The 26,225-nt window shown below is 71.2% G+C and carries 20 protein-coding genes; 9 read left to right on the forward strand and 11 right to left on the reverse strand.

Translation table 11 applies throughout. The features are described 5' to 3' along the window. Positions 1 to 43 precede the first annotated feature (43 nt). Positions 44 to 1,618 carry an alpha/beta hydrolase gene (locus tag ABD743_RS01040; protein ID WP_344717790.1) on the reverse strand — a complete coding sequence of 525 codons (1,575 nt, stop codon included), beginning with the start codon at positions 1,616 to 1,618 and terminating at the stop codon, positions 44 to 46. Between the two features lie 187 nt (positions 1,619 to 1,805). Here ABD743_RS01040 and panB point away from each other — a divergent pair, with 187 nt between their 5' ends. Next, positions 1,806 to 2,699, forward strand: coding sequence for a 3-methyl-2-oxobutanoate hydroxymethyltransferase (gene panB, locus ABD743_RS01045; RefSeq protein ID WP_379659133.1), 894 nt, complete (start codon positions 1,806 to 1,808; stop codon positions 2,697 to 2,699). A gap of 277 nt (positions 2,700 to 2,976) precedes the next feature. Here panB and ABD743_RS01050 read toward each other — a convergent pair whose 3' ends face one another. Then, positions 2,977 to 4,077 carry a glutamate-cysteine ligase family protein gene (locus tag ABD743_RS01050; protein ID WP_344717792.1) on the reverse strand — a complete coding sequence of 367 codons (1,101 nt, stop codon included), beginning with the start codon at positions 4,075 to 4,077 and terminating at the stop codon, positions 2,977 to 2,979. Positions 4,078 to 4,160: 83 nt separating this feature from the next. Here ABD743_RS01050 and ABD743_RS01055 point away from each other — a divergent pair, with 83 nt between their 5' ends. Continuing rightward, positions 4,161 to 4,724, forward strand: coding sequence for a nitroreductase family protein (locus tag ABD743_RS01055; RefSeq protein WP_344717793.1), 564 nt, complete (start codon positions 4,161 to 4,163; stop codon positions 4,722 to 4,724). Between the two features lie 75 nt (positions 4,725 to 4,799). Here the strand turns inward: ABD743_RS01055 and ABD743_RS01060 are convergent, their stop codons facing one another. The 4 genes from ABD743_RS01060 to ABD743_RS01075 all read right to left on the reverse strand — a co-directional run bounded on the left by ABD743_RS01060 (position 4,800) and on the right by ABD743_RS01075 (position 10,127). Then, a complete protein-coding gene (locus tag ABD743_RS01060) occupies positions 4,800 to 5,540 on the reverse strand; it encodes a maleylpyruvate isomerase family mycothiol-dependent enzyme (RefSeq protein WP_344717795.1) in 741 nt (246 codons plus the stop codon). Further along, on the reverse strand, positions 5,537 to 6,367 hold the full coding sequence (locus tag ABD743_RS01065; protein WP_344717797.1) for a fumarylacetoacetate hydrolase family protein: 831 nt from the start codon (positions 6,365 to 6,367) through the stop codon (positions 5,537 to 5,539). The genes ABD743_RS01060 and ABD743_RS01065 overlap by 4 nt, the downstream gene beginning before the upstream one ends. 99 nt (positions 6,368 to 6,466) lie before the next feature. Then, on the reverse strand, positions 6,467 to 7,636 hold the full coding sequence (locus ABD743_RS01070; protein WP_344717799.1) for a serine hydrolase domain-containing protein: 1,170 nt from the start codon (positions 7,634 to 7,636) through the stop codon (positions 6,467 to 6,469). Between the two features lie 118 nt (positions 7,637 to 7,754). Continuing rightward, positions 7,755 to 10,127, reverse strand: coding sequence for a xanthine dehydrogenase family protein molybdopterin-binding subunit (locus ABD743_RS01075; RefSeq protein WP_344717801.1), 2,373 nt, complete (start codon positions 10,125 to 10,127; stop codon positions 7,755 to 7,757). Positions 10,128 to 10,328: 201 nt separating this feature from the next. Here ABD743_RS01075 and ABD743_RS01080 point away from each other — a divergent pair, with 201 nt between their 5' ends. After that, positions 10,329 to 11,978, forward strand: coding sequence for a fumarate hydratase (locus ABD743_RS01080; RefSeq protein WP_344717803.1), 1,650 nt, complete (start codon positions 10,329 to 10,331; stop codon positions 11,976 to 11,978). A gap of 34 nt (positions 11,979 to 12,012) precedes the next feature. Here ABD743_RS01080 and ABD743_RS01085 read toward each other — a convergent pair whose 3' ends face one another. Together ABD743_RS01085 and ABD743_RS01090 are read right to left on the reverse strand one after the other, a co-directional pair. Next, a complete protein-coding gene (locus ABD743_RS01085; protein WP_344717805.1) occupies positions 12,013 to 14,742 on the reverse strand; it encodes a bifunctional acetate--CoA ligase family protein/GNAT family N-acetyltransferase in 2,730 nt (909 codons plus the stop codon). Beyond that, a complete protein-coding gene (locus tag ABD743_RS01090; protein WP_344717807.1) occupies positions 14,735 to 15,904 on the reverse strand; it encodes an acetoin utilization protein AcuC in 1,170 nt (389 codons plus the stop codon). The genes ABD743_RS01085 and ABD743_RS01090 overlap by 8 nt, the downstream gene beginning before the upstream one ends. Before the next feature lie 209 nt (positions 15,905 to 16,113). On the opposite strand from ABD743_RS01090, the gene ABD743_RS01095 reads away from it, so the two are divergent. Both ABD743_RS01095 and galE read left to right on the forward strand, forming a co-directional pair. Then, positions 16,114 to 16,833, forward strand: a complete 720-nt coding sequence (locus ABD743_RS01095; protein WP_344717809.1) for an iron-dependent transcriptional repressor DtxR — start codon at positions 16,114 to 16,116, stop codon at positions 16,831 to 16,833. Positions 16,834 to 16,959: 126 nt separating this feature from the next. After that, positions 16,960 to 17,922 (forward strand): UDP-glucose 4-epimerase GalE, encoded by a 963-nt coding sequence (gene galE, locus ABD743_RS01100; protein ID WP_344717811.1) that lies wholly within the window; start codon positions 16,960 to 16,962, stop codon positions 17,920 to 17,922. A gap of 17 nt (positions 17,923 to 17,939) precedes the next feature. Here the strand turns inward: galE and ABD743_RS01105 are convergent, their stop codons facing one another. Further along, positions 17,940 to 18,923, reverse strand: coding sequence for a DUF4192 domain-containing protein (locus ABD743_RS01105; RefSeq protein ID WP_344717813.1), 984 nt, complete (start codon positions 18,921 to 18,923; stop codon positions 17,940 to 17,942). A 343-nt stretch (positions 18,924 to 19,266) separates the two neighbouring features. Between ABD743_RS01105 and sthA the strand changes: the two genes are divergently transcribed. The 3 genes from sthA (at position 19,267) to ABD743_RS01120 (ending at position 22,338) form a co-directional block, all read left to right on the forward strand. Next, complete coding sequence (gene sthA, locus ABD743_RS01110; protein ID WP_344717815.1) at positions 19,267 to 20,682, forward strand: Si-specific NAD(P)(+) transhydrogenase; 1,416 nt, start codon at positions 19,267 to 19,269, stop codon at positions 20,680 to 20,682. A gap of 121 nt (positions 20,683 to 20,803) precedes the next feature. After that, positions 20,804 to 21,160: a YciI family protein gene (locus ABD743_RS01115; protein WP_344717817.1), complete on the forward strand. Its 357-nt coding sequence runs from the start codon at positions 20,804 to 20,806 to the stop codon at positions 21,158 to 21,160. Next, complete coding sequence (locus ABD743_RS01120) at positions 21,160 to 22,338, forward strand: RNA polymerase sigma factor (RefSeq protein ID WP_344718761.1); 1,179 nt, start codon at positions 21,160 to 21,162, stop codon at positions 22,336 to 22,338. The genes ABD743_RS01115 and ABD743_RS01120 overlap by 1 nt, the downstream gene beginning before the upstream one ends. Before the next feature lie 50 nt (positions 22,339 to 22,388). Here ABD743_RS01120 and ABD743_RS01125 read toward each other — a convergent pair whose 3' ends face one another. Further along, positions 22,389 to 23,144 (reverse strand): M23 family metallopeptidase, encoded by a 756-nt coding sequence (locus ABD743_RS01125; RefSeq protein WP_344717819.1) that lies wholly within the window; start codon positions 23,142 to 23,144, stop codon positions 22,389 to 22,391. A 705-nt stretch (positions 23,145 to 23,849) separates the two neighbouring features. On the opposite strand from ABD743_RS01125, the gene ABD743_RS01130 reads away from it, so the two are divergent. Next, positions 23,850 to 25,049 (forward strand): coiled-coil domain-containing protein, encoded by a 1,200-nt coding sequence (locus ABD743_RS01130; RefSeq protein WP_344717821.1) that lies wholly within the window; start codon positions 23,850 to 23,852, stop codon positions 25,047 to 25,049. Positions 25,050 to 25,109: 60 nt separating this feature from the next. Here ABD743_RS01130 and ABD743_RS01135 read toward each other — a convergent pair whose 3' ends face one another. Then, on the reverse strand, positions 25,110 to 26,114 hold the full coding sequence (locus tag ABD743_RS01135; protein ID WP_344717822.1) for an aldo/keto reductase: 1,005 nt from the start codon (positions 26,112 to 26,114) through the stop codon (positions 25,110 to 25,112). Positions 26,115 to 26,225 lie beyond the last annotated feature (111 nt).

Genomic DNA, 26,225 nt, shown 5'->3' on the forward strand with positions numbered 1-26,225 from the left:
CACGCAGGTGGACAGGCGCCGGAGCGCCCGCCACCGCCCCCGGTCAGCCGGCGCTGCACACCGTGTCCGCCGGTGGCAACGCACCGTCGATCAGGTATTTCGAGACGGCGTCGTCCACGCAGGGCACGCCCTGCAGGGCCACCGTGTGCTGCGTGCCCTGGTAGGTGAGCAGGTTCCCGTGCAACGCCTTCGCCAGGTCCACCCCTGCCTGGTACGGCGTGGCCGGATCCCCCGTCGTCGAGATCACGAGCGTGGCCGGGAGGCCCTGCACCTGCGGCACGTGTGGCTGGCTCGTGGGCGGGCTCGGCCAGAACGCGCAGGGGTCGAGTGCCGGCACGATGCCGCGCCCGTCGTTGCGGAAGGGAGCGGCCTCGTTCGCCCGCCGGATCAGCTCCGCCTGCTGGGCCCGGTCGGTGATCCGCTCCTCGTCCACGCAGCTGATGGAGATGAACGCCTCGATGTCGTTGGCGTAGCGGCCGTCGGGGTCGCGGCCGTTGTAGATGTCGGCCAGCCGCAGCAGGATCGTGCCGTCGCCCGACGCCAGCAGGGACAGGCCGCGCGAGAGCGCCGGCCACAGCTGGGAGAGGTAGAGCGCCTGGATCGTGCCCGTCACCGCGTCCGGGTAGGACAGCGTGCGGGCGCCGTTCTCGGCCTGCACGGGTTTGTCGATCAGCGGACGGGTCAGCGTCTGGAACGCCGTGGTCGCCTTGGCGGGATCGGTGCCGAGCGGGCAGTTCGGCTGACGCGCGCAGTCGGCGGCGAAGGCGTCGAACGCCTGCTGGAACCCCGCGTTCTGCTTCACGGTGCGATCCACCGTGGTCTCGGTCGGGTCCAGCGCGCCGTCGAGCACGAGCGCACGCACGTTCTGCGGGAACGCCTCCGCGTAGGCGGAGCCGATGCGCGTGCCGTAGGAGAAGCCGAGGTAGGTGAGCTTCTCGTCGCCGAGTGCCGCGCGCAGGATGTCGAGGTCCTTGACGACGTCACGAGTGCCGACGTTCGACAGCACCTCAGGTCCGCCGGACCGCTCGCTGCACCGCTCCGCGTACTGCCGGTTCTCGGCCTCGGTCTGGTCGATCCCCGCGGGCGACGGGTCGACGTCCAGGTCGGCCCGTTCGGCCTCCCACTCGGCGTCGTTCAGGCAGTCGAGGGCAGGCCGGCTCGCGCCCACGCCGCGCGGGTCGAACCCGACGAGGTCGAAGCGCTGGTTCAGCGGGCTCTGGGCGACCCGGCTGGACAGCGACGCGGCTGCGCTCGTCCCCGACGCGCCAGGGCCGCCGGGGTTGATCACCAGCGACCCGATCCGCTCCCCGGTCGCCTTCTGCCGCAGGACCGCGATCTGCGCCGTCCGGCCGCCCGGATCGGCGTAGTCGAGCGGCACCTCCAGGCGCGCGCACGCGAACTTCGGGTCGGCGAAGGCCTCCTGGTCAGTCGCCGACACAGCGAAGTCCGCGCATGGTCCCCAGGAGAGCTGCTGCTCGTAGAAGCGGGCCAGCTGTGCCTTCTGGTCGGTGCCGCCCGGACCGGCCGTGCCGGTCGTCGACTGGGTGCACGCCACCAACAGCAGAGCGGCGCAACACAATGCTGCGACGAATGTGGTCGATCTGATGCGGTCTGACACCGGGTCAGCATGCCAGCGCCGGATCGTCCTGTATCTCCCCCCGCCCGAGCCTCACCCGGCCTCACGCCACCCGCGTGTGAACTCCATCCCAGAGCCGCTGCGGCGGGGCTTCGCAATGTCACGCTTTGTTCACCAGCACGTGACGACCCGGGGACCCTGCACGGGCCTCGAGGGAGGACGGACGATGATGTCGCAGCAGCCCACCACGCCGATACCGACCGCCGCCACATCTGGCGAGGTACAGCCGCCTTACCGCTCGCAACCGGCCCCCACAACGGGCAGGCCGAAGCGGACCCGCGTCCACCACCTGCGCGAGATGAAGGAGCGCGGCGAGCGCTGGCCGATGCTCACCGCCTACGACATGTACTCCGCCGAGATCTTCGACGAGGCCGGCATCCCTGTCCTGCTGGTCGGCGACTCGGCCGCCAACAACGTCTACGGCTACGACAGCACCCTCCCCGTCACCGTCGACGAGCTGATCCCGCTCGTCCGGGCGGTGGTGCGTGGCGCCAGGTCCGCGCTCGTGGTGGCCGACCTGCCGTTCGGCAGCTACCAGATCGGCCCGGAGCAGGCGCTCTCCACCGGCTTCCGCTTCCTCAAGGAGGGCGGCGCGCACGCCGTCAAGCTCGAGGGCGGGGCCCGGTTCGCCCCGCAGGTCGAGGCGCTGGTGGGCGCCGGCATCCCGGTGATGGCCCACCTGGGGTTCACGCCGCAGAGCGAGCACGCGCTCGGCGGGTACCGGATCCAGGGTCGTGGCGACGCGGGTGAGCGGCTGGTGGAGGACGCGCTGGCGCTGCAGGCGGCAGGGGCGTTCTCGGTGGTGCTGGAGATGGTGCCCGCGGACGTCGCCAAGCGAGTGACGGCCGAGCTCGTGATCCCGACGGTCGGGATCGGCGCCGGCCCGGACACCGACGCCCAGGTGCTCGTGTGGTCGGACATGGCCGGGATGAACCGCGGGCGCAAGCCGCGGTTCGTCAAGCAGTACGCCGACCTCGGCGGAGTCCTGCTGGACGCCGCGAGGCGGTTCGGTGACGACGTGCGCGGCGGGGAGTACCCCGACGCTGCGCACTCGTACAGCTGAGACCTCCCGCACGGGCGCGGGGCCCCGCGGCCGCGCCCGTGCGGTGAGCCATCCGTGGTGACGTGGACGAACGCGCGACCGATGAGTTCCGGGGCCGTAGCGAGTCTGAATCCACGTACCCAGGATGGTTCGCGAGTCTCGGAGGGGTGATCCGCGGCGTCCGTACCCCTGCGCGAGTCGCCCGAACGAGTGGCGCAAGCAGAAATTTCGGGCGACTCGCGCCCAGGTTCCGGGCGACTCGCGAGCTTCGGGCGGCTCGCCGGTCAGGTGGGGTCGTTCACGCGCCGGGACGGCGCAGGCCTGCGACGCGCTCGCCGGCCTCGTACCGGGCGAGCATCTCGGCGGCGGGGCTTTCCCTGCCCGCCCAGCGCTCGCGCAACCGCTCGAGCCGGGCCAGGTCGTCGTCGCGGCCGGCGAGCGCCGCTGCTGCTGCGTCGAGAAGCGCTCCCGTGCCGGCGTGCACGTCGTCGTCGCCCAGCCCGGCCACCGCGACGTGCCGGTGGAGCTGGGCGTCCGGCGTGGTGCGGCGCCCGGGCAGCGTCTCGTCCAGCACGAGTCCGGTGAGCAAGCTGAGCAGCTCCCCGTAGAGCTCGAGGTCGGGGCAGGCGTCGAACGCCTTGAACTCGATGCGCCCCACCTCGGCCGCGAGCCGCGCTCGCTGTGTGAGCGACGGGTCGGCCTCCACCTGCTCGTCGCCGTCGCCGAGGAACACCAGCACCGCCGGTCGCACCCCGGTGCGGATCGCCGTGCGTGCCGAGAGGCCACCCCAGGGCCCCCCGTCGCGGAACGGCGACGAGAACGACAGCGGCACGAGCCACGGGCTGTAGTACGTCAGCTTGCGGGCGACATCGACCAGTGCGGTGGTGTCGAGTGCGTCGCAGGAGAGGTTCAGGTCGGGCCCGTAGGTCGACATGTGCAGGTGGGCGGTGCGCTCCTCCGGCGAGCCGAGCCGGTGGCGGCGCTCCCACTCGTTGAGCGGCGGCTCGATCACGTACTCCGAGCGCACGGGGTTGAACGCGATCACCGTGCTGCGCAGTTGCGAGGTGGCGAGCGCGTCGTCGAGCCGGGCCACGTCCTTCTGGACAGCGCTGACCGTGGCGTCGATGGAGGGGTGGATCCGGGTGCGGATCTCGATGCCCTTGGGGTCGCAGCGCACCAGCTGCCCGTCGGTGTCGAACCGCTCGTAGCCCTCCACGTACCAACGCTTGCGCTTGATCCCCTGGTCGCCGATGCGCAGGTCGGGGTAGTCGGAGGGGTCCTCCGGTAGTGCGTCGACGACGGCCTGCAGCTCGTCGAACGGGGTGTCGGTGTAGTCGGCGAAGCTGCCGTCGGGGTGGAGCAGCGCGCACTCGTGCTCGATTCCGTAGCGGAACTGCACCGTTCGGCCTCCAGGATCTTGGTGGTCCACATGCGGAAGAAATAAGGCTAGCCTTACAGCAACTCTCACGGTCGGAGGTGTCGGTGAGCGGTGCGGATCCGCTGTCAGTACTGCGGGATCGACGATCAAGGGCTGCGCTGGCCTCGCCCGCCCCACCCCGCGAGACGCTACAAGAGATCTTGGTCGCCGCATGCTCCGCGCCCGACCACGCGCGTCTTCGCCCGTGGCGGTTCATCGTGGTCGAGGAGACGGCACGGGAGGCTCTCGGCGATGCCTTCGCCGCGGCCCACGCCGAGCGCGATCCGAACGCCGGTCCCACCGATCTGAGCCGCACCCGGGTGAAGGCGCTGCGCGCCCCGCTGATCGTCGTGGTCGTGTCGGCGCCGCGGCAGCACCCGAAGGTCCCGTTCTGGGAGCAGCGCGCGTCAGCGGCCTGCGTGGCGTACGGCGTCGTGCTCGCCGCCCACGTCCGCGGTGTCGGCGCGATGTGGCGAACCGGGTGGTACGGCGACGCGCCGAAGGTGCGTGCCCACCTCGGGCTCGACGACGGCGAAGAAGTGATGGGCTGGGTCTACCTCGGCACACCTACGGGTGCCGAGCCCGCGCCACGTGCGGCAGCCGAGCCGCCCATCACCTGGCTCGGCTGAGCTCCCGGCAGAGATCCATCGACCGGTCGCGGGGAGGATCCGGATCCTCCCCGCGACCGTGACGGTCTCGCCCTGTCAGAGCCAGCGCGGCAGTGCCGGGAGCTTCCCGCCGTCGATGCAGCGCAGCGGCCGGCCCGTGCTGCGCCCCAGCAGCCACGCCACCAGTTCGGGAGCCGGCCCGGTGACGGTCACGGGGTCGGGCACGTCGCGGGTGTTCCAGGAACGCTCAGGGGCGACCAGACGCAGGCCCGGGCAGTCGGTCTTCTCGCCCATCATCGACGCCACCTCGGTGAGCAGCTCCGCGAGCATCGGCGCCGGAAGGTCGGCGAACGACGCCCCGACGTCGAGGTCGACGGCATGGATCCACATCTCGCGCGCCCGCATCCACGGGATGTCGGACGCCGGGATCTCCCGGCCCTGCACGTTCGTGACCCGCGCCGACCACGCCTCGCGCGGCATCTTCCGCACGACCTGGGCCAGCCGGTCCGACGACGTGACGACGTCGTCACGGATCTCGGCGGGCTTGCGGGCTGCTCCGGCCTCGATGTCGGCGCTGCGCTGCTCCAGGCTGGCGTAGGCAGGTGTGCGCACGCCGGTGCGGGCCCAGGTGAGCAGGTTGACCATGCCGTCGGCGCTGCGGGCGAGGTGCGTCAGCACGTGTGCCCGGCTCCAACCCGGCAGGGCCGACGGCGCCGCGAAGGCGTCGTCGCCCATCCGCGTCATCAGCCCACGTAGGTGCGCTGCGCCGTCGGCCGCCCACGCGAGGCTGTTGGTCAGCGACCGCGGGCTCGTGCCGATGTTGGCCGGGCTGGTCATGGCACCGGCTCGAGGCGGCACGTGTTGCGGCACTCGCCGACCCCGGCCACCGTGGTGACGACCTTCGCACCGTCGGTCAGGTAGCGCGGAGGCTTGCGGGCGTGGCCGACGCCGCCGGGCGTGCCGGTGGCGATCACGTCGCCGGGGTTCAGCGTCATGATCGTGGACAGGTAGACCACGAGGTCCACCGGGTTGAACACGAGCTCGGCGGTGCTGGAGCTCTGCAGCGTCTCCCCGTCGACGACGGTGGTGACCTCCAGGCCGCCGTCCGGCACCTCGTCGGGCGTGACCAGCCAGGGGCCCAGCGGCGTGGTCTTCTCGAAGGTCTTGCCCTGCAGGAACTGCGAGGTGCGGCTCTGGTAGTCGCGCACGCTCACGTCGTTGAGCACCGTGTAGCCCGCGATCGCCTCGACGGCCTGCTCAGGCGTCGCGTGCCGCACCGGACGGCCGATCACGACGGTGAACTCGACCTCCCAGTCGATCTTCTCCGACACCCTCGGCAGCACGATGTCGTCGTAGGCACCGACCAGCGACGTGGCGTACTTCGCGAACAGGGTGGGGTAGTCGGGCATCTCGTGGCCCATCTCCCGCACGTGGTCGCGGTAGTTCAGCCCGACGCAGATGATCTTCTCGGGGGACGGCACCAGCGGCGCGTAGTCCAGGCCCTCCAGAGGGTGCGACGGACCGGCCGCGTTGGCCGCATGCGCAGCCCAGTCGGGGCGCTCCAGCAGCGCCCGCACATCGGCCTCGCCCGTCTCGACGGCTGCATTGGCATCCACCCGGACCGCGCGGTTCCCGGTCGCCGTGCGGATCGTCGCCAGCCTCATCGCGTCTCCTCACCTGTCGTCACGGTGCGAGTCTCGCCGAGCGCCGCTGCGACCACACTTTCGGGGGGCTGCATCGACGCGGCGTACCCGAATCCGGCTTCAGAGGTTCGCGTAGAGCGCACTCTCGAAGGCGTTGTACACCACGAGAGCCTCCTCCGGGACGAACGGCAGTGACTGGCTGTAGATCGCACCTGTGATCCCCGTGGTGCGGTCTACCCAGAAGTGGGTGTTCATCAGCCCGGCCCAGGCGCCGCTGCCGGCTCGGCGCATCCCTGGCACGTCAGCGGTGTTGAGCAGCAGACCGTAGCCCCACTTGTAGCCAGGACCCGGATGGAATCCGTGAGACGAACGAGGGTCCGCGGTGTCGATCGAGGCGGGGAAGTCCAGGTCCCCGATCTGGTTGGTGAACGCGGCCTCCACCGTGGCCGGCTTCAGGATCGTGGCGTCCTCGAAGGTGCCCCCGCCCAGCAGGGCCCGTTGGAACCTCAGGTAGTCGCGCGGGGTGGAGTAGAGCCCGTGCCCGCCCGCCCAGAAGTCCGGTGTGGCCGAGAGGATCTCTCCGATGTCGGTCCACCGGCCGTCCTCGCCCTTGACGTGTACCGCGGCGGTGTTCGCGCGCTGCGCGTCGGTGGGCGCGAACGAGGTCTCACGCATCCCGAGCGGGCCGGTGATGCCCTGCGCGATCGCCACGTCCAGGGTCATCCCGGACGCCGCCTCGATGACCCGCCCCAGCCAGTCGGTGTTGATCCCGTACTCGTAGCGGCTGCCCGGGTCGGCCACGAGCGGCGCGGTGAACACGATGTCCTTGCCGGAGGTGACGGTCGGAGTGCCGGTCAGCTCCTGCCAGCGGGCGATGTCGGCGTTCCAGAACCAGTAGCTCAACCCGCTGGTGTGCGTGACGAGGTGCCGTACCGTGGCCCGGCTCGCCGGCGCCCGCAGCCGGGGGGTGTCCCCGTCGAAACCCTCCAGCACCTGCACCTCGGCGAACTCCGGGCGATAAGCCTCCACCGGCGCGTCCAGGTCCAGTGCGCCCTGCTCCACCAACTGCAGCGCGGCCACCGTGGCCACCATCTTGGTCATCGACATGATCCGGAAATGGGTGTCGGGCGACGCCTGATCGGCGCCGCCTGCCACCCGGGGGCCGGCCGCCCCTTCGTAGATCACACCGTCGCGGTCGGCAGCGATCGCCACCGCATTGGGGACCGCCCCGCTCTCGACCGCGTCACGCAGCACCGCGTCGATCGCCGAGGCATCGATGGTCGAGCTCACCGGCAGCTCCTCCCCGTCCGGACGTGTGTCACTCCGGTCACACTGTGGAGCGATCAGCCGACGCGGTCACGCGCGAGCGCACCGCGCCCTATCCGGACGGGGAGGAAACCGGGGAGGCTCAGATCTCCCCGCCCTCCACGACCTCACCGTGACGCAGGGGCAGCGTGGCGAACGCGGCGGGCGGCTCGCGCCAGAAGTCGGCCGGGTTTCCGCTGCGGGCGTCCTGAACGGCCCGCCACACCCGCTCCGGGGTGCACGGGAGGTCGACGTGCCGCACCCCGAGCGGACGCAGCGCGTCCACCACCGCGTTCTGCACGGCGGGCGTCGAACCGACCGTGGCGGACTCGCCGATCCCCTTGGCGCCCAGCGGGTTCATCGGAGTGGGCGTCTCGGTGTTGGCGGTCTCGAACGTGAAGAGGTCGGCCGCGCTCGGCATCCGGTAGTCGGCCAGTGTGGCGGTGAGCGGCTGCCCCTCGGAGTCGAACACGACCTCCTCGTACAGCGCCTGCGCGATGCCCTGCGCGAGCCCGCCGTGCTGCTGCCCGTTGACGAGCAGCGGGTTGAGGATGCGCCCGCAGTCGTCCACCGCGACGTGTCGCAGCGGCGTCACCCGGCCGGTCTCGGTGTCGACCTCGACGACGGCCACGTGGGCCCCGAACGGGAACGTCGCGCCCTCCTGGCGGAAGTCGAGCGCGGCCGCGAGCTCTGCCCCGTCGCTCTCCGCCGCGCCCGCCACCTGCGCCCACGTCAGCGTCACCGACGGCACACCAGCCACACCGAACTCGCCGTCCTCGGTGAGCTGCACGTCGTCGACCGACGCCTCGAGCATCGCCGCGGCGCGCCGCCGGGCCTGCTCCAGCACGTCCTCGGCCGCGGCACGGACGGCGTTGCCGCCCATCTGCAGCGACCGCGAGCCGCCCGTTCCGCCACCGCGCGGCACGGCCGCGGTGTCGGACTGCACGAAGCGGATCTTCTCCATCGGGATGCCGAGGCGGTCGCTGGCGAGCATGGCGAACGCCGTGGGGTGGCCCTGGCCGTGGCCGGACGTACCGGCCGAGATCGTGGCCGAGCCGTCGGCGTGCACGGTGACCGAACCGAACTCGGTGCCGCCGCCACCCGCGGTGATCTCGACGTACACGCTCACCCCGACACCGAGCATCACCGGGTCGCCGGCCTCCCGGCGGGTGGCCTGCTCCTCCCGGACCTTGTCGTAGTCGACGAGGCGTAGCGCCTCCCGCAGCGGGAGGTCGTAGTCGCCGATGTCGTAGTGCGCGCCCGGGATCGTCTTGTACGGGAAGTCGGTCGGCTGGATGAAGTTGCGCCTGCGGATCTCCACCGGGTCCAGGCCGAGCTCGTCGGCGGCGAGATCCATCATCCGCTCGAGATAGGCCGTGGCCTCCGGACGTCCGGCTCCGCGGAAGGCGCCGACCGGGGTGGTGTTGGTGAGCGCCGCCGCCGCGTCGAACCCGATCTTCGGGATGCGGTAGACGCCTTGGCTCATCAGGAACGTCGGGCCCATCACCAGCCCCCCGTTGAACCCGGCGTAGGCACCGGCGTCGGCCACGACCCGGGCCCGCAGGCCGGTGATGACGCCCTCGCGGGTGAGCCCGAGCTCGTAGTACCCCACCTGTGCCCGGCCGTGCGGCATCGACACGAGGTTCTCCGAGCGGGTCTCCACCCACGTGACCGGGCGGCCGAGCGCGCGAGCCGACCCGATCACGACGGTGTGCTCGGCGAGAAGACCGGCCTTGCCACCGAACCCACCGCCCACGTGCGGGGTGATCACCCGCACGCGGTCGGCGTCGAGGCCGAGGACGGTGGCCGCCTGGTTGCGGAAGCCGTGCGGCATCTGGGTGGACACCCAGATCGTCAGCTCGTCGTTCGCGCCCTCCTCGCCCCACGGGCCCGGGAGCGCGGCGATCGCGTTGCCCTCCATGGGCATCACCGCGAGCCGCTGGTTGACCATCCGCGCCCGGACGACCACCTCGGCGTCGTCGAGCGGGTCGTTGTCGGAGCGGGCGCCTGCCGCGATGTTGCTTCCCAGTTCCGGGAACTGCGGCTCGGAAGCAGGATCCAGTGCCGCCTCCATGTCGACGACGGCGGGCAGTGGGTCGTAGTCGACCTCCACGAGCTCGACCGCGTCGACGGCGGCGGCCTTCGTCTCGCCGATCACGACCGCCACCGCCTCGCCGACGAAGCGCACGCGGTCGGTGGCGAGCGGCGGGCGCGGGAGGTCGGGGTTGACGACCATCAGCCCGTGGTGGGCGGGGAGGCCGAGATCCGCCGCGGTGAAGACCGCGACGACCCCGGGAGAGGCCTTCGCCTCGGTGGTGTCGATCCCGAGGATCTTGGCGTGGGCCAGCGGGGAACGGACGAAAGCGGCGTGCAGGACGCCATCGAGGGCGAGATTCCCGACATAGGTGCTCTCACCGGTGATCAGTTGAAGGTCTTCCACTCGGCGGACGGAGGTGCCGAGAATCGATCCAGCCATGGCGCTGACCCTACGGATATCTGATTAGCCATGCCCACAAGTTGACGTTCCGGGCTCCACGGGAGAAGGTCTCAGGGCGTGCTTGCGCGGTCGGCCCGTCCGCTCGCGCGTCCCCGGGGGGTCGGACTGGTCGGGGGCCGGTCCGGCCTCCCGACCCACGCCCCCCTCACTCCATCACCAGCGCGCTGTTACTTTCGGTGCGTGCCCGAGTTCCGCCACACAGACGTGCTTCCCCTCGGCCCCGACGACACGGAGTACCGCCGTCTCGACCTGCCGCCGGGACAGGTGATCGAGGCCGCGGGTCGCACCTTCCTGAACATCGACCCCACCACGATCACCGCACTCGTGCGCGAGGCCGTGCACGACATCCAGCACATGCTGCGCCCGTCGCACCTCGCGCAGCTGCGCGCCATCGTCGACGACCCGGAGGCCTCGCCGAACGACCGGTTCGTGGCCACCGACCTGCTGCGCAACGCGTGCGTCTCGGCGGGAGGCGTGCTCCCGATGTGCCAGGACACGGGCACCGCGATCGTCATCGGCAAGCGCACCGAGACGGTACTGACCGGCGGCAACGACGAGGAGGCCGTCTCACGCGGCATCTTCGAGGCCTACGACGAGCTCAACCTGCGCTACTCGCAGATGGCACCCACGTCGTTCTGGGACGAGAAGAACACCGGCACCAACCTCCCGGCGCAGGTCGAGCTCTACAGCGCACCGGGTCAGGCGCCGAAGTACGAGTTCCTGGTGATGGCCAAGGGCGGCGGCTCGGCCAACAAGACGTTCCTCTACCAGGAGACCAAGGCGCTGCTGAACCCGAAGAAGCTCGCCGGGTTCCTCGACGAGAAGCTGCGCTCGCTCGGCACCTCGGCCTGCCCGCCCTACCACCTCGCGATCGTCGTCGGCGGGATGTCCGCCGAGTACACGCTCAAGGTCGCCAAGCTCGCCTCCGCGCGCTACCTCGACACGCTCCCCGACGCCGGTTCCGACATCGGCCACGCGTTCCGCGACCGCGACCTCGAGCAGCAGGTCCTCGAGCTCACCCGCGAGTTCGGCATCGGCGCCCAGTTCGGCGGCAAGTACTTCTGCCACGACGTGCGCGTCATCCGGTTGCCCCGCCACGGCGCGTCGCTCCCGGTCGGCATCGCGGTGTCGTGCTCCGCCGACCGGCAGGCAAAGGCCAAGATCACGCCGGAGGGTGTGTTCCTGGAGCAGCTCGAGCGCGACCCCGCGCGCTACCTGCCCGAGACCAGCTCCGAGGACCTCTCCGAAGAGGTAGTGCATGTCGACCTGAACCGGCCGATGGACGAGATCCGCGCACAGCTCTCGTCGCTGCCGGTGAAGACACGCGTCTCGCTCACCGGCCCGCTCGTCGTGGCGCGCGACATCGCGCACGCGAAGATCGCGGAACGGCTGGAGGCAGGCGAGCCCATGCCCGAGTACCTGCGCAACCACCCCGTTTACTACGCCGGGCCTGCCAAGACGCCTGAGGGCTACGCCTCCGGCTCGTTCGGGCCCACCACGGCGGGCCGCATGGACTCCTACGTCGAGCAGTTCCAGGCCGCAGGCGGCTCGCTGGTGATGCTGGCGAAGGGCAACCGGTCGAAGCAGGTCACCACCTCCTGCGCCACCTACGGCGGGTTCTACCTCGGCTCGATCGGCGGCCCGGCCGCCCGGCTCGCCCAGGACTGCATCCGCAAGGTCGACGTCCTGGAGTACCCGGAGCTCGGCATGGAAGCGGTGTGGAAGATCGAGGTGGAGGACTTCCCGGCGTTCGTCGTGGTGGACGACAAGGGCAACGACTTCTTCGCCGGGGTCAGCCAACCGACGTTGCAGGTGTCGTTCCGGCGGTGAGCGCCCGCACCGCGTAGCGGTCGGGGGTCGTCTCTCAGATGCGGCGGGGGCCGCTTTCCTGCCGCGTGGGCGGCGGCCCCAGCACGATCCGCGCTCCGGTGACGAACACGCCCTCGGCCGAGGCGAGCACCGGGTCGAGGGCGAGCGAGCGCACCTCCGGCAGGTCCTCGGCGATCCGGCCGACGCGCAGCACCAGGTCCTCCAGTGCGTCCAGCCGGACCGGCTCGGTGCCGCGGTAGCCGGCGAGCAGCGGGGCCGCCCGCGGTGCGCGGACCAGTGCGGCCGCGTCCTGGTCCGACACCGGCACCACCCGGAACGCACGGTCCCCGAGCAGCTCGGTGGCCATCCCCGAGAGCCCGAACGACAGCAGCGAACCGAACGACGGGTCGTCGACGACCTCCAGGACGCACGACACCCCCTTCGGCGCCATCCGCTGCACGTAGACCTCGCCGCTGCCGGTCAGCCGGGCGATGTCCGCGTGAGCGCGGCGCACCCCGCCGCTCGTGCCGACGTCGAGGTGCACTCCGACGAGATCGGTGCGGTGTCGCCAGCGGTCACCGACCGCCTTCAGCACCACCGGGTAGCCGAGCTCCTCGGCGGCGGCGACGGCGGCATCGGCTCCGCAGACGCGGCGGAAGTCGACGACCGTGATGCCGAAGCAGGCAAGCAGGTCGACCGCCTGCTCGTCGCTGAGCTCGGTGCGTTGCCCACCGCCGAACCGCTCCACCAGCTCCCGGGCCCGCTCCGTGTCGAGCCCCGGCGGGCAGACGAACTGCCCGACGGGCCGCGAGCGCCACCGGGCGTACCGGCTGACCCGAGCGAGCGCCGCCGCCGCCCGCTCCGGGCTCGGGTAGCTGGGCACCGATCCCGGCCCCGGCCCGCCGTCCTCGCGGGGAACCGCCAGCTCGGCCGGCACCCCCTCCGCCGCGAGGAAGACCGCGACCACGGGCTTGTCCGCTCTCGCGACGGCCTCACGCAGCGCCCGTGCGTAGGCCGCACCCGGGACGGCGATGGGGGGCACGAACACCACGACGAGTGCGTCGGCCTGCCCGCTGGCCTCGCCCGGCGCCCCGGCGTCGCCGATGGCCCAGGCGACGGCGGCGGCGAGCTCCTCGGGTGGAGCGCTCGCACCGACGTCGACCGGGGGCCCGGCAAGCTCCATTCCCTCGTCGAGCAGCGCATCACCGACGAGCAGCCCCAGCGCGGTGGAGTTGCCCACGACGGCCACCCGCGGCCCGGCCGGCAACGGTTGGTAGGCCAGCAGGAGCGCGGTGTCGAAGAGCTGCGACAGCGTCTCGACGCGGATCACGCCTGCCTGCTCGAACAGGGCCTGAACGCTCGCCTCGTCGATCGGTACACCGCTCGCCGCGAACGCCGGCACGGTGGCGGAGTGGCGGCCGCTCTTCACCGCCACGATCGGCTTGGTACGCGCCAGGCGGCGCGCGAGCCGGGCGAACTTGCGCGGGTTGCCGAACGTCTCCAGGTAGAGCAGCACGACGTCGGTGGCCGGGTCGGTCTGCCAGTACTGCAGCAGGTCGTTGCCCGAGAGGTCCGCCCGGTTGCCCGCGGAGACGAACGTTGACAGGCCGAGCCCCCGTTCCTTGGCGGCGGCGAGGATCGCGATGCCGAGCGCCCCTGACTGGGAGAAGAACCCCACCCGGCCGCGGCCGGGCAGGTCAGGGGCGAGGGTGGCGTTCAGCCGGACCTCGGAGTCGGTGTTGGCGACCCCGAGCGCGTTCGGACCGACCACCCGCATCCCGTGGGCCCGCGCCTCCGCGACGAGCCGCCGTTCCGCGACCAGGCCTCCCTCCCCCGCATCGGCGAACCCCGCGCTCATCAGAACCAGCGCCTTCACGCCCTTGGCCAGGCAGGAGTCCATCACCGTGTCGATCCCCGCGGCGGGCACGGCGACCACCGCGAGGTCGACGGCGTCCGGGATGTCCGTGACCGAGCCGTAGGCACGCACGCCGCGGACCGAGCGGGCCTCGGGGTTGACCGGGTAGACCGGCCCGCTGAAGTTGGCCCGCAGCAGGTTGGACAGGGCGGCATGGCCGATCTTGGCGGGGTCGGTGGACGCGCCGATCACCGCGACGGAGGTGGGGTGCAGCAGGTTGTGCACGCTGCGCGCCTCGGCCCGCTGCTCGCGGGAGTCGCGGACGGCGAGCGAGCGCTCGGTGGGATCGACGTCGAACTCGAGGTGCAGGACGCCCTCGTCGAACTTCCGGCTCACCTGGTAGCCGGCATCCCGGAAGACCCGGACCATCTGGTGGTTCTCGATGAGCACCTCGGCCTCGAACCGGCGAAGCCCGTTCTCCCGGGCGGCGGCGGCCAGGTGTTCCAGCAGGATCGAGCCGAGACCGCGGCCCTGGTGCGAGTCGCGGACGACGAACGCGACCTCCGCCGAGTCCGAGCCCTCCGTGCCCGAGGTGCCACCGGGCCCGCCCTCCCCGGGAAGGCCCTCGTAGCGCCCGACCGCGATGATCTCGTCGCCCAGCAGGCAGATGAACGCCACGCGCGTGTGGTGGTCGACGCGGGTGAACCGCTCGAGGTCGCGCGGCGAGATCCGCGGATAGTGCCCGAAGAACCGCAGGTAACGGGTGCGTTCCGACAGGCTCGCGTGGAACCGCACGAGCGCGTCGGCGTCGCTGGGCAGGATCGGGCGCAGATGCACGATGCCACCGTCGGAGGCCACGACGTCGGCCTCCCAGTGGCGGGGGTAGCCCGGCTGCGCTTCAGCGCCCGGCGCGGGGTCGACCTCAGTCACGGGGGTCGTCGGGGTCGAGGCCGTGTAAGGGGAAGACCGCTCGCCTGGTTTCGAGCACGGCGGTGTCGACGCGGTCGGAACCCTCGGTCCAGGGCTCGTAACCGATCTCGCGGCCGTCGGTCATCTCGGTGGGCAGCCGCTGCCCGGTGAGCGCCGCGGCGTGGGCCACCCACCCGGCCGGCAGCGGCCGATGCGGCTCGACGTCGCGATCGAGCACCGTGGAGACGAGGTGCGTCCAGGACCGCGGTACCACGCGGAACAGCCCGTACCCGCCGCCCCCGAGGGCCAGCCATTTCCCGCCCGCGGCGTGCTCGGCCAGCTGACGTAGCTCCCGGTAGATGGCCCGGTGGCCGTCCACGGACAGCCCGAGGTTGGCCAGAGGGTCCTCGACGTGGGTGTCCACCCCGCACTGGGTGACGAGGATCTGTGGGCGGAACGCGGTGATCAGCGACGGCACCACCGCGTGGAACGCACGCAGCCACGCTCCGTCGGCCGTGCCGGGCGGCAACGGCAGGTTGACCGCGTATCCGGCCCCCTTGCCCTCGCCGTACTCACCCGGCCACCCGGTGCCCGGCCACAGCGTCATCGGGTGCTGGTGCAAGGAGATGGTGAGGACCCTCGGGTCGCTGTAGAACGCGGCCTGCACGCCGTCGCCGTGGTGGACGTCGACGTCGATGTAGGCGATCCGGTCGAACCCGTGGTCGAGCAGCCAGGAGATCGCGACGGCGCAGTCGTTGTAGACGCAGAACCCGGACGCGTGGTCGGCCATCGCGTGGTGGAGCCCGCCGGCGATGTTGACGGCGCGGTCGGCCCGGCCCTCGGCGATCTCCCGGGCCGCGAGCAGCGAGCCGCCGCACACCAGCGCGCTGGCCTCGTGCATGCCGAAGAAGACCGGGTTGTCCTCGGTGCCGAGCCCGTGGCCGACCTCGAACGGGGCGTCGGGAGCCGACTTCACCGCCGCAAGGTACGGGGGCACGTGGACCCGCTGGATCTCCTCGTCCGGCGCCTGTTCGGGAACCAGCGGCTCGACGCCCTCCAGAACGCCGAGCCCGGTGGCGAGACGCATCGTCAGGTCGAGACGGACCGGGTCGAGCGGATGCTCGCCGCCGAGGTCATAGCGCAGGAACTCGGGCGTCCACACGACCGCGGCTCGCGGAGTCATGGCGCGACCGTAAGGGATCAGCAGGCCCCGCGCGCCTCAGGGCGCTTGCCTCGGTGGCCGCCAGGCGGGCGTGGGGATGCGGGTGGCAGGTCGGACGAGGCGACCAATGGTGGCAACAGGGTGGCCACCTGGCCGATTCTGTCGGGGTTGGCGCACCTCGACGAGCCACTGCCCCGATAAGATGGGGTATTGACGAAGGGGCTGGGCGCGTGAATGAGCTCATCGACACGACCGAGATGTACCTCCGGACGATCTACGAACTCGAGGAGGAGGGCGTCGTACCGCTGCGCGCGCGGATCGCGGAGCGCCTCGGCCAGAGCGGCCCGACGGTAAGCCAGACCGTGGCCCGGATGGAGCGCGACGGCCTCGTGGTGGTGGCCGGCGACCGGCATCTGGAGCTGACGGACAACGGTCGGGCCCGGGCCGTGTCGGTGATGCGCAAGCACCGGCTGGCCGAGCGGCTCCTCTCCGACGTGATCGGGCTCGAGTGGGAGCTGGTGCACGCCGAGGCATGCCGGTGGGAGCACGTGATGAGCGACGCCGTCGAGCGCAAGCTCGTGCAGCTGCTCGACAACCCCACCATCTCCCCCTACGGCAACCCGATCCCCGGGCTGGACGAGCTCTCGCAGCGCCACGACGCCGCGGCGGTGGGCGTCTCCGCACCGCCCACGCTCGAGGTGGGGCTGCAGCGGCTCGACGAGTTCGCCCGGCGCGGTGGCGGCATGGTGGAGGTGCGGCGCATCGCCGAGCACGTGCAGGTGGACGCCGACCTGATGGCCGAGCTCAAGTGCGCGGGCATCGTGCCGGGGGGCGACGTGCAGGTGCGTTCCATCTCCCGCTTCGGCGATGCGGTGCCCGTGGCGGCCGAAGGCGCGGAGGCCACGGTGGCACCGCTCATCGCTCACGCCGTGCTCGTGCGGGCGCGCTGACCCCGCTCCTCCCCCTCGTCCGGTGGGCGGAAGCGGCATGAGACGGTGTGCGCCGCCGGCCTGCTCCGCCTCGCGGCGGCGGTCGGCGAGACGCCCCGGCAGCCGGCCCGTCCCAGGAGGAACCTCGTGAAGCTGCTCGTCACCGGTGGAGCCGGCTACGTCGGCAGTGTCTGCGCCGCACACCTGGTGGACGCGGGCCACGACGTGACGGTGCTCGACGACCTCTCCACCGGACACCAGGACGCGGTGCCCGACGGCGCCCGTTTCGTGCGGGCCGACCTCGCCGAAGCGGCGGACGACGTGCTGGCCGAAGGCTTCGACGGCGTGCTGCACTTCGCCGCCAAGTCGCTCGTGGGCGAGTCGGTGAAGCGGCCGGAGCTGTACTGGTCGGGCAACGTCGTGACCACGTTCCGGCTGCTCGAGGCCATGCGCCACCACGGAACGCCCCGGCTGGTGTTCTCCTCCACCGCGGCCACCTACGGCGAGCCCGAGCAGGTGCCGATCCGGGAGGACGCCCCCACCCGGCCCACCAACCCCTACGGCTCCAGCAAGCTCGCCATCGACCACGCGATCAGGTCGTACTCGATCGCGCACGGCCTGGCGGCGGTGAGCCTGCGCTACTTCAACGTGGCCGGCGCGCACGGCCGCTTCGGCGAGCGGCACACGGTGGAGACGCACCTGATCCCACTCGTGCTGCAGGTGGCGTCCGGCACGCGCGACGTGGTGCAGGTGTTCGGGGACGACTGGCCCACCCCCGACGGCACGTGCGTGCGCGACTACATCCACGTCGACGACCTGGCCGCGGCTCATCTGCTGGCGTTGGAGTACGCCCAGCCGGGCGCGCACTCCATCTACAACCTCGGTAGCGGCACCGGCTTCTCCGTGCGTGAGGTGATCGAGGCCTGCCGGACCGTGACCGGCCACCCGATCCCCACCACCATCGCACCGCGACGGGACGGCGACCCGGCGGTGCTCATCGCCTCCAGCGAGGCCGCGATGTCCGATCTCGGCTGGCGCCCGCAGTTCACGGACATCACCAGGATCGTGGGCGACGCCTGGCGCTTCACCCAGAGCAGGCAGCCCGTCTGAGCCGCGCCGTGGCGTGATCACGAGCGACCCCTGCGTAGCAGCCGCTCCCGACGGACGGCGCCACCGACCTGCCCCTCGCAGTCGCGCAGCAACTCCCTGATCTGCTCGGGGCGCATTCCGAGCAGACCCGAGCGCACGATCGCGGCCAGCCGATGGCCGGGCCATGCGTGTTCGGCCCGGTCGAGCGCGATGTTGGCCAGTGCCCCGTCGCCGCGCATCAGGGCCGACACGGCCAGCAGCACGGCGGGTTCGGCGGCCTCGGGATCGGGGGTCTCGCGGACCAGCGCCGTCCAGAGTTGTTCGGCTGCCACCGCCGCAGGCCCGATGCACTGCAGCAGAGCTGCATCACGGATGGCCGGAACGGCGAGCGCCGCGGCGAGCGCGACGATCCTGGCGTCATCGAGCACCAGCCGATCGGCTGCGGCATCGGCGATGGCGGCATCGACGACCGCGGCATCGACGGTGGCACCGGGATCGGGTCGGGCCAGCGCTTCGTCCGTAGCCTCGATCAGCAACGCCTCCCGCCTCCGGATCCGCTCCACGTCGGCAGGCGCGACCAGCGCCTCGAGCTCGCGCCGATCGGCCCACACGACCTGGCCCGCGGTGACTGCCGCCGCTGCGAACGTGGTGGTGGAGAAGTCCGGCACAACTCCGGTGCATTCGCAGGTGTCGTAGCAGGACCAGCGGGCGCCTTCGCTCGTGCTCTCCGCCCACAGCACGGTGTGGGCGCGGACCTGGTGCCGTTCCAACGTCTGGATCACATGCCCGACCAGCTCCGCGTGCGGTGCAGCGGCGGCGGCGATCACGACGACCGCTGCTCCGGTGGGTGTGTCGAGGAGCAGGTGCTCGGCGGCGCAGGCGGCGTGGTCGCGGACGTGTTCGGGCGGAGGGAGGTCGACCCGCAGAGTGAGCCCCAGCCTGCGGCCGGACCGACCGCCGGTGGCCACGAGCACGAGGGACTCCCGGGGATGGAAGCCGAGCAGCACGGGAATGGCTGCCACCAGCTCGCCCGGCTCACGGACCCGGACAGGCGAACCTGACGGTGATCGCAAGGGCGAAGCAGAGCGGGGAATGTCGGGAGTTGCCATGCGCCGAGCATCGGGGACGCAGGAGCGATCCGGCCGCCGTTGGCCCTGCACCTGTGGACAACCGGGCCCTCGCGCGCCCGAGATCGGCGCTCGAAGCTGCTCTGTGGACGATGACGCCGGATTGTCGTCGTCGACTGTTAACCTCCTGCGCTTGCCGCGGGGTGCCTCCTCCCACGACGCTGGCCTGCGTGGCTGGGCCGCCACCGGCGCTGATCGGGTGGGCGCCTGCCGAGAGTGCGAGTGGGAGGACGTTCCTGTGTACGACTACGACCTGCTGGTGATCGGCTCCGGGCCCGGCGGTCAGAAGGCGGCGATCGCGGCCGCGAAGCTCGGCAAGCGGGTGTGCGTGGCCGAGCGGCGCAACATGATGGGCGGTGTCTGCGTCAACACGGGCACGATCCCGTCGAAGACGCTGCGGGAGGCCGTGCTCTACCTCACCGGGTTCGCCCAGCGGGACATGTACGGCGCCAGCTACCGGGTCAAGGCCGAGATCACGATCAGCGACCTGCTCGCCCGCACCGCCCACGTCGTCGGGCGTGAGGTCGAGGTGGTGCGCAACCAACTGCTGCGCAACCACATCGACATCGTGGGCGGCACCGCCCGCTTCGAGGACCCGCACACCGTTGTCGTCGAGGGCGAGGGGCGCGGCGACCACAACACCGTCACCGCGGAGAACATCATCATCGCCACCGGCACGAAGCCGGCCAGGCCGCCTGCGGTCGAGTTCGACGAGGAACACGTGATCGACTCCGACGCCATCCTCACGCTGCAGCGCGTGCCCGGCTCGCTGGTGGTCGTCGGTGCCGGTGTGATCGGCATCGAGTACGCGTCGATGTTCGCCGCTCTCGGCACGCGCGTCACCGTCGTCGAGAAGCGGCCCTCGATGCTCGACTTCTGCGATCCCGAGGTCGTCGAGTCGCTCAAGTTCCACCTGCGCGACCAGGCCGTCACGTTCCGGTTCGGCGAGGAGGTCGAGAAGGTCGAGATCACCCCGAAGGGCACCGTCACGAGCCTCGCGAGCGGCAAGCGGATCGCCGCGGACATGGTGATGTACTCGGCAGGCCGTCAGGGCGTCACCGACGAGCTCGCCCTGGAGAAGGCGGGCTTGGCAGCCGACAAGCGCGGGCGGATCACGGTTGACGGGCAGTACCGCACCGCGGTGCCCCACATCTTCGCCGTGGGCGACGTCATCGGCTTCCCCGCGCTCGCGGCCACGAGCATGGACCAGGGGCGCCTCGCCGCCAACCACGCGTTCGGGGAGCCCGTGCGGGAGCTGCAGCAGCTGCAGCCCATCGGCATCTACACGGTTCCCGAGATCTCCTACTGCGGGAAGACCGAGGCGGAGCTGACGACGTCGGCAGTGCCGTACGAGGTGGGGATGTCGCGCTACCGAGAGCTCGCCCGCGGTGCGATCGTCGGTGACTCCTACGGGATGCTCAAGCTGCTGGTGTCCACCGAGGACCACAAGCTGCTCGGCGTGCACGTGTTCGGCACCAACGCCACCGACCTCGTACACATCGGCCAGGCGATCATGGGTTGCGGCGGCACGGTCGACTACCTCGTCGACACGGTGCTCAACTACCCGACGCTGTCCGAGGCGTACAAGGTGGCGGCGCTGGACGTCATGAACAAGATGCGTGCGCTCAGCGTGTTCGGGATCGGGGATGAGTAGCGGTAGGGACAGCCGCTCTCGGTCGGGGCCCTAGACATCTGAAGAATTTCGACGGTCGCTGTCCCCTGCGGTGCCGCCTGTTCGTCTCGATGTCGAGAGATGATCCCCCAAGGAGGCACGGATGAAGTACGCACTGCTCATCTTCCCGAAGCCGGGTAGCCACGAGGCGCTCGGACCCGACGAGTACGGACCGGTGAACGCGGAGTACCTGGCGCTGCGCGAGGACCCGCGCTGCCTCGGAGGTGCCCATCTGCAATCAGCCGAGACGGCGACCACGGTTCGTTACAGCCCTGGCCAGGCCTTGATCACCGACGGTCCCTTCGCCGACACCAAGGAGGTGCTCGGCGGCTACTACGTGCTCGACGCCTCCGACCTGGACGAGGCGTTGGAGTTCGTCCAGCGCATTCCGGCGGTGCGGCTGGGCGGTGCGGTCGAGGTCCGGCCGTTGGTGGAGATCCCGATGGAGGACGGCTTCTGATCGAGGAGGTTTTCCGGCGCGAGTGGGGCCGCGTTCTGGCGTCCTTGGTCGGCTTCCTCGGTGACATCGATCTCGCCGAGGAAGCCGCACAAGAGGCCTTTGCGATCGCGGCCGAGCGGTGGCCCCGTGACGGCATGCCACAGCACCCCGTGGCCTGGTTGGTGGCCACCGGGCGCAACCGCGCCATCGACCGTGTGCGACGCGAGCGGACGCTCGAGGACAAGCGTCGGCTGCTCCAGAACGATCGGCTGACCGCGAGCATGGACGAGATCGACTTCGACGACAGCACGATCCAGGATGAACGCCTGGAGCTGATCTTCACCTGCTGTCATCCGGCGCTGGCCGTCGAGGCGCAGGTGGCGCTGACGCTGCGGGCTCTGGGAGGCCTCACCACCGAGGAGATCGCGCGCGCCTTCCTCGTGTCGGAGGAGACGATGAAGCGCCGGCTCTCGCGGGCCAAGGTCAAGATCAAGGCGACGGGGATCCCGTTTGCGGTGCCGGCTGACCGTGTGCTGCCGGACCGCTTGTCAGTTGTGTTGGCGGTGATCTACCTGATCTTCAATGAGGGCTACCCCGATCGCAGCGATCTTGCTGCCGAGGCGATCCGGCTGGGGCGACTGCTGGCTGACCTGATGGCCGACGAACCGGATGTGTACGGGCTGCTTGCTCTGATGCTGCTCCACGACTCACGCCGTCAGGCGCGTGTGGTGGGCGGTGAGCTGATCCCGTTGGCCGAGCAGGACCGTTCGCGGCACGACCAGGCAAAGGTCGAGGCCGGCCGATCGGCGCTCGATCGGGCACTGGCGTTGCGATCGGCGGCCGGGCCGTACGTGCTCCAGGCGGCGATCGCGTCGCTGCAGGCCGAGGAGGACATCGACTGGAACGAGGTCACGGTGCTCTACGAACGCCTCGAACGTCTCACCGGCTCGCCAGTCGTTGCCCTCAATCGCGCGGTGGCTCTCGCCGAGGCGGGCGCACCCGAACGAGCGCTCGAACTCGTCGACTCACTCGACCTCGGCGAGTACCGCTACCACCATTCCACCCGGGCCGAGCTGCTACGCCGTCTGGGACGCGACGACGAAGCCCGGGAGGCTTTCGAGCGCGCCCTGCGGCTGGCCGCCACTGACCTGGAGCGTCGGTTCCTCGTCCGCCGGCTGTCGGAGCTTCGACCAGCGTGAAGCCAGGCCGGCTCCACACCGGTTACTTCAGATATTCGAATGACGGACCACTAGTAACGGATGCCGTGCTGGTCGAGCCACGGGCGCGGGTTGATCTTCTTGCCTGCCGGGGTGACGACCTCGATGTGCAGGTGCGGCCCGGTCGACTCGCCGCGGTTGCCGACCTCGGCGATCTGTTGGCCGGCCGCCACCTTCTGGCCCACCTTCACGAGCGAGCGGTTGATGTGCCCGTAGACGGTGATCGTGCCGTCGGCGTGCCGGACCCGCACCCAGAGCCCGAAGCCGCTGGCGGGCCCTGAACTGATCACGGTGCCTGCGATCGGGACGCGGATGGGGGTGCCGATGGGGGCGGCGATGTCCAGGCCCTGGTGCGTGGTGCCACCGCGGAGCCCGAACCCGGACGTGACCCGTCCGGTGACCATCTGGATCGCGCGGCCCACGGCCGCCGCAGGTGCCACCTTCTTGGCCTGCTCGGTACGGGCGGCCTCCGCCTTGGCCTGCTCGGCCTTGGCCGCGGCCTGATCGGCGGAGCGAGCGGCTGCGTCGGTGACGGAGCGCTGTAAGTCGGCCACCTTGACGAGCGAGGCCGCGTCGGCGATGACGGGTGCGGGGTCGACCCCCGCCACCGCGGCGGCGGGAGGAGGATCGGCGACCAGCGGAGCGGCGTCGGCTGCCACGCGGAAATCCATGTCGGGGCCGACGAGCCCGTTGATGCCGAGGCTCAACGCGCTCGCGCCGTCGACGACCGCCGGGAGAGCGGTGGCGAGCACGTGCTGGCCTGTTGCGGCGACTGCGCCGCCTGCCACGACCGTTGCGACGAGACGAATCGAGAGTGAGGGGGTGAGTTGCCGGGCTGGGGTCGACCGGTGTGCGCCACCGACCCCCGCTGTCGCCATGGCGAGCGACAGCGGGGGCCCAAGGTGTGCGCGCCGGCCCGAGGGGGAGCGGTGCCGTGCCACAACCATTCCTTCCGGATCTGAGCGACCCGGCCGGACGTCCCGCTCGGGGGTGCGGGGCGAACCGCTCGGGGTTGCGGTCCGTGTCCGGTCTGTGACCAGGTCGTGATCGATCCGGGGGAAACGTTAAACGCCGATGACCCGCCTTTGACCCACGCGGCACCGGAACTGAGGCCGCTGAGCAGCACCGGGCGACGAGTGGCGGAATAGGCATGTCGGCCGCGACACGCCGTTCGAAGGGCTCCGTTCGGCGCAGAATCGGCCCCAGTCCTCCGCCCGATCGGCGTTCCGTCGTAACCACAGAGCGGCCACGGTGGGAGCGGTACCAGCGAACGGAGCAGTCACGGTTGCCGGTCGCCGCAGGATCAACACCGCACACGGGCCGCGTCGTGATCGAGAGCACGGGAGCCTCCGAGCGTCAAGGGTCGGCAAAGCTTTCAGAGTGTTGGTCATCTTCGAATAAAGAGCGCTTCACGATGCGTATCAGGACAGGACACGCAAAGCGCCTGTCCGGGTACGGTTCGACCAGCCCGGTGCACGCGCGAGGGGAGCACGTTGTTCCGCAGGTCCGACCCCAGGGACGAGCCCGCCGACGAACGCGCGGTGGCCGCGCGCAACGCCGCGACACAGGCCTTCCTCGCGCTCGACGACGAGCAGCGCGCCGTCGCCGAGGCGGTGCTGGCCGCCGAGGAGCTCGAGATCGCGCCAGGACTCGCGGAGGCCTGGCGCGAGGTCGCGGCCATGGGGGACGCGGCCACGGAGGCCTACCTGTCGGCGACCGCCAACCGGCCCGCGACCGGGAGTCACGCGGCCACGGCCGCCCGCTCAGCCGACGAGCGGGCGCTGCGGGAGATCGAACGGGCCCGCGAGACGATCCGCCGATTTCGCGACTCGCACGCGCGTCCGCTCGACGAGGCGGCCTACGCGCGCAGCAGCGTGCCCCGCATGGTGCAGCAGGCGCGCACGGCGCTGATCGAGGCACGCACCGCCGTGGAGGTGGCGGAGGCGGGCGGCACCAGGTCCCGCCGTGCGGCGGAGCGGCTCACCGAGGCCGAGCGGGCCGCCGGACGGCTCGAGGCCCCCGGCGCCCGCTTGCGAGAACACTTGCAGGCCGCCGAGCACACCCTCGAGCTGGCGCGATCAGCGGCGACGCTCGCCGCGGAAGCCCCTGGCACCGCCGAGGCCGCCCGGACCGCGCTGCGCAGCATCGCCACCCGCCGGTCGGCTGCGGCCACCAAAGCCGGGCGCATCCAGCCCGCGCTCTCATCCCTACGCCGGGAGTTCTCCGAGCCCTGCTCCCGCGACCTCACAGGAGCCGAGGCGCTCGCCCACGAGGCGATCGCCGAGGCCGACCGGGCGATCACACAGACCCGGCGCCTGGCCGCGGATGGTGACTGGGACGAGGCCGCGGACCAGATCGCGGCGGCCCGTTCGGCGCTCGGACGTGCCGAGGAGCACCACGACCTCGTCACCGACCGGCTCTCCCTGTTGCGCGACGTCCGGGCCGATCCCGGGCAGCAGGCCGCCGACGCCCGGTTCGTGCTGCGCGACGCCCAGCGGCTCGTGGTGGACCGCGGGCTCGTCGCCGAGTTCGGCCCCGTCCTCGACGCACAGTCGGTGCGACTCGCGAACGCCCAGGAGCGGCTCACGGGCGCGCATCCCGACTACTGGCTCTACCTGACGGAGGTGCGCGGCATCCGTGACCGGGTCAAGGACGTGGTCGCCCGCGCTCGGAGCACCCCACCACGGAGCTGACGAGCCCGTGCCGACCCTCCACGAGCCGGCACGGACCCATCGGGAGCGTTCGCGGCCCCGTCAGCCCTTGAGCGCGGGAGTGACGCCGTCGGTCCAGTTCCCGTCCATCTGCGCCACACGCGAGCCGATCACGGTGACCGCGTCGAGCCGCTCGACCTCGGCGTCAGTGAGGGCGACGGTGGCGGCGTGGGTGTTCTGCTCCAGATACGTGATCCGGCGGGTCCCCGGGATCGGGACGACGTCGGGGGCCTTCGCGAGGAGCCACGCCAGCGATACCTGGCCGGGGGTGGCGTCGTGGGCCTTCGCGATCTCCCGGACGATGTCCAGGGTGGCCAGGTTGGCGTCGAGGGCGCCCTCGGCGTAGCGCGGCATGGTGCGCCGGTAGTCGTTCTCCGGGAGGTCGTCGCGGGAGGTGATCGTGCCGGTCAGCGCCCCACGTCCGAGCGGGCTGAACGGCACGACGCTGATGCCCAGCTCCTTGCAGACCGGCACGATCTCCGCCTCGATCTCGCGCGACCAGAGCGACCACTCGGTCTCCAACGCCGTGATCGGGTGCAACGCGTGGGCCCGGCGGATGGTGTCGGGCGCGGCCTCGGACAGGCCGAGGTGGCGCACCTTGCCCTCCTCGACCAACTCCGCCATCGCCCCGACCGTCTCCTCGATCGGTACCTGCGGGTCGCTGCGGTGCAGGTAGTACAGGTCGACGTGGTCGGTGCGCAGGTTCTTCAGAGAGCGCTCGATGCGCTCACGCATGTACGCGGGCGTGCCGTTCAGCACGGCTGGCGCACCGTTCCTGGGCGCACTGATGATGCCGAACTTGGTGGCCAGCACCACCTCGTCGCGACGGCCTGCGATCGCCTCGCCGATCAGCTCCTCGCTGTCGGTGTAGATGTCGGCGGTGTCGAGCAGGGTGGTACCGAGGTCGATCGCGCGGTTGATCAGGTCGCGGGGGGTGTCGCTGGTGTCCGAGGCCTTCTGCCCGTAGGGCATGGCGAAGCTCATGGCGCCGAAGCCGACGGCTCCGACCTCGAGGTGGCCGCCGAGGGTACGGGTCGGGATGGTCATCACGTGCCTTTCGAATGGCGTCGTCTGCGTCGTGGTCGTCCGCGTCGACGATGTCCACGACTGAGGACAAGCTATATCCACGACTGTGGACATGCAATGACGGATCAGCTT

Source organism: Pseudonocardia yunnanensis (genome assembly GCF_039534065.1).
GTDB lineage: Bacteria > Actinomycetota > Actinomycetes > Mycobacteriales > Pseudonocardiaceae > Pseudonocardia > Pseudonocardia yunnanensis.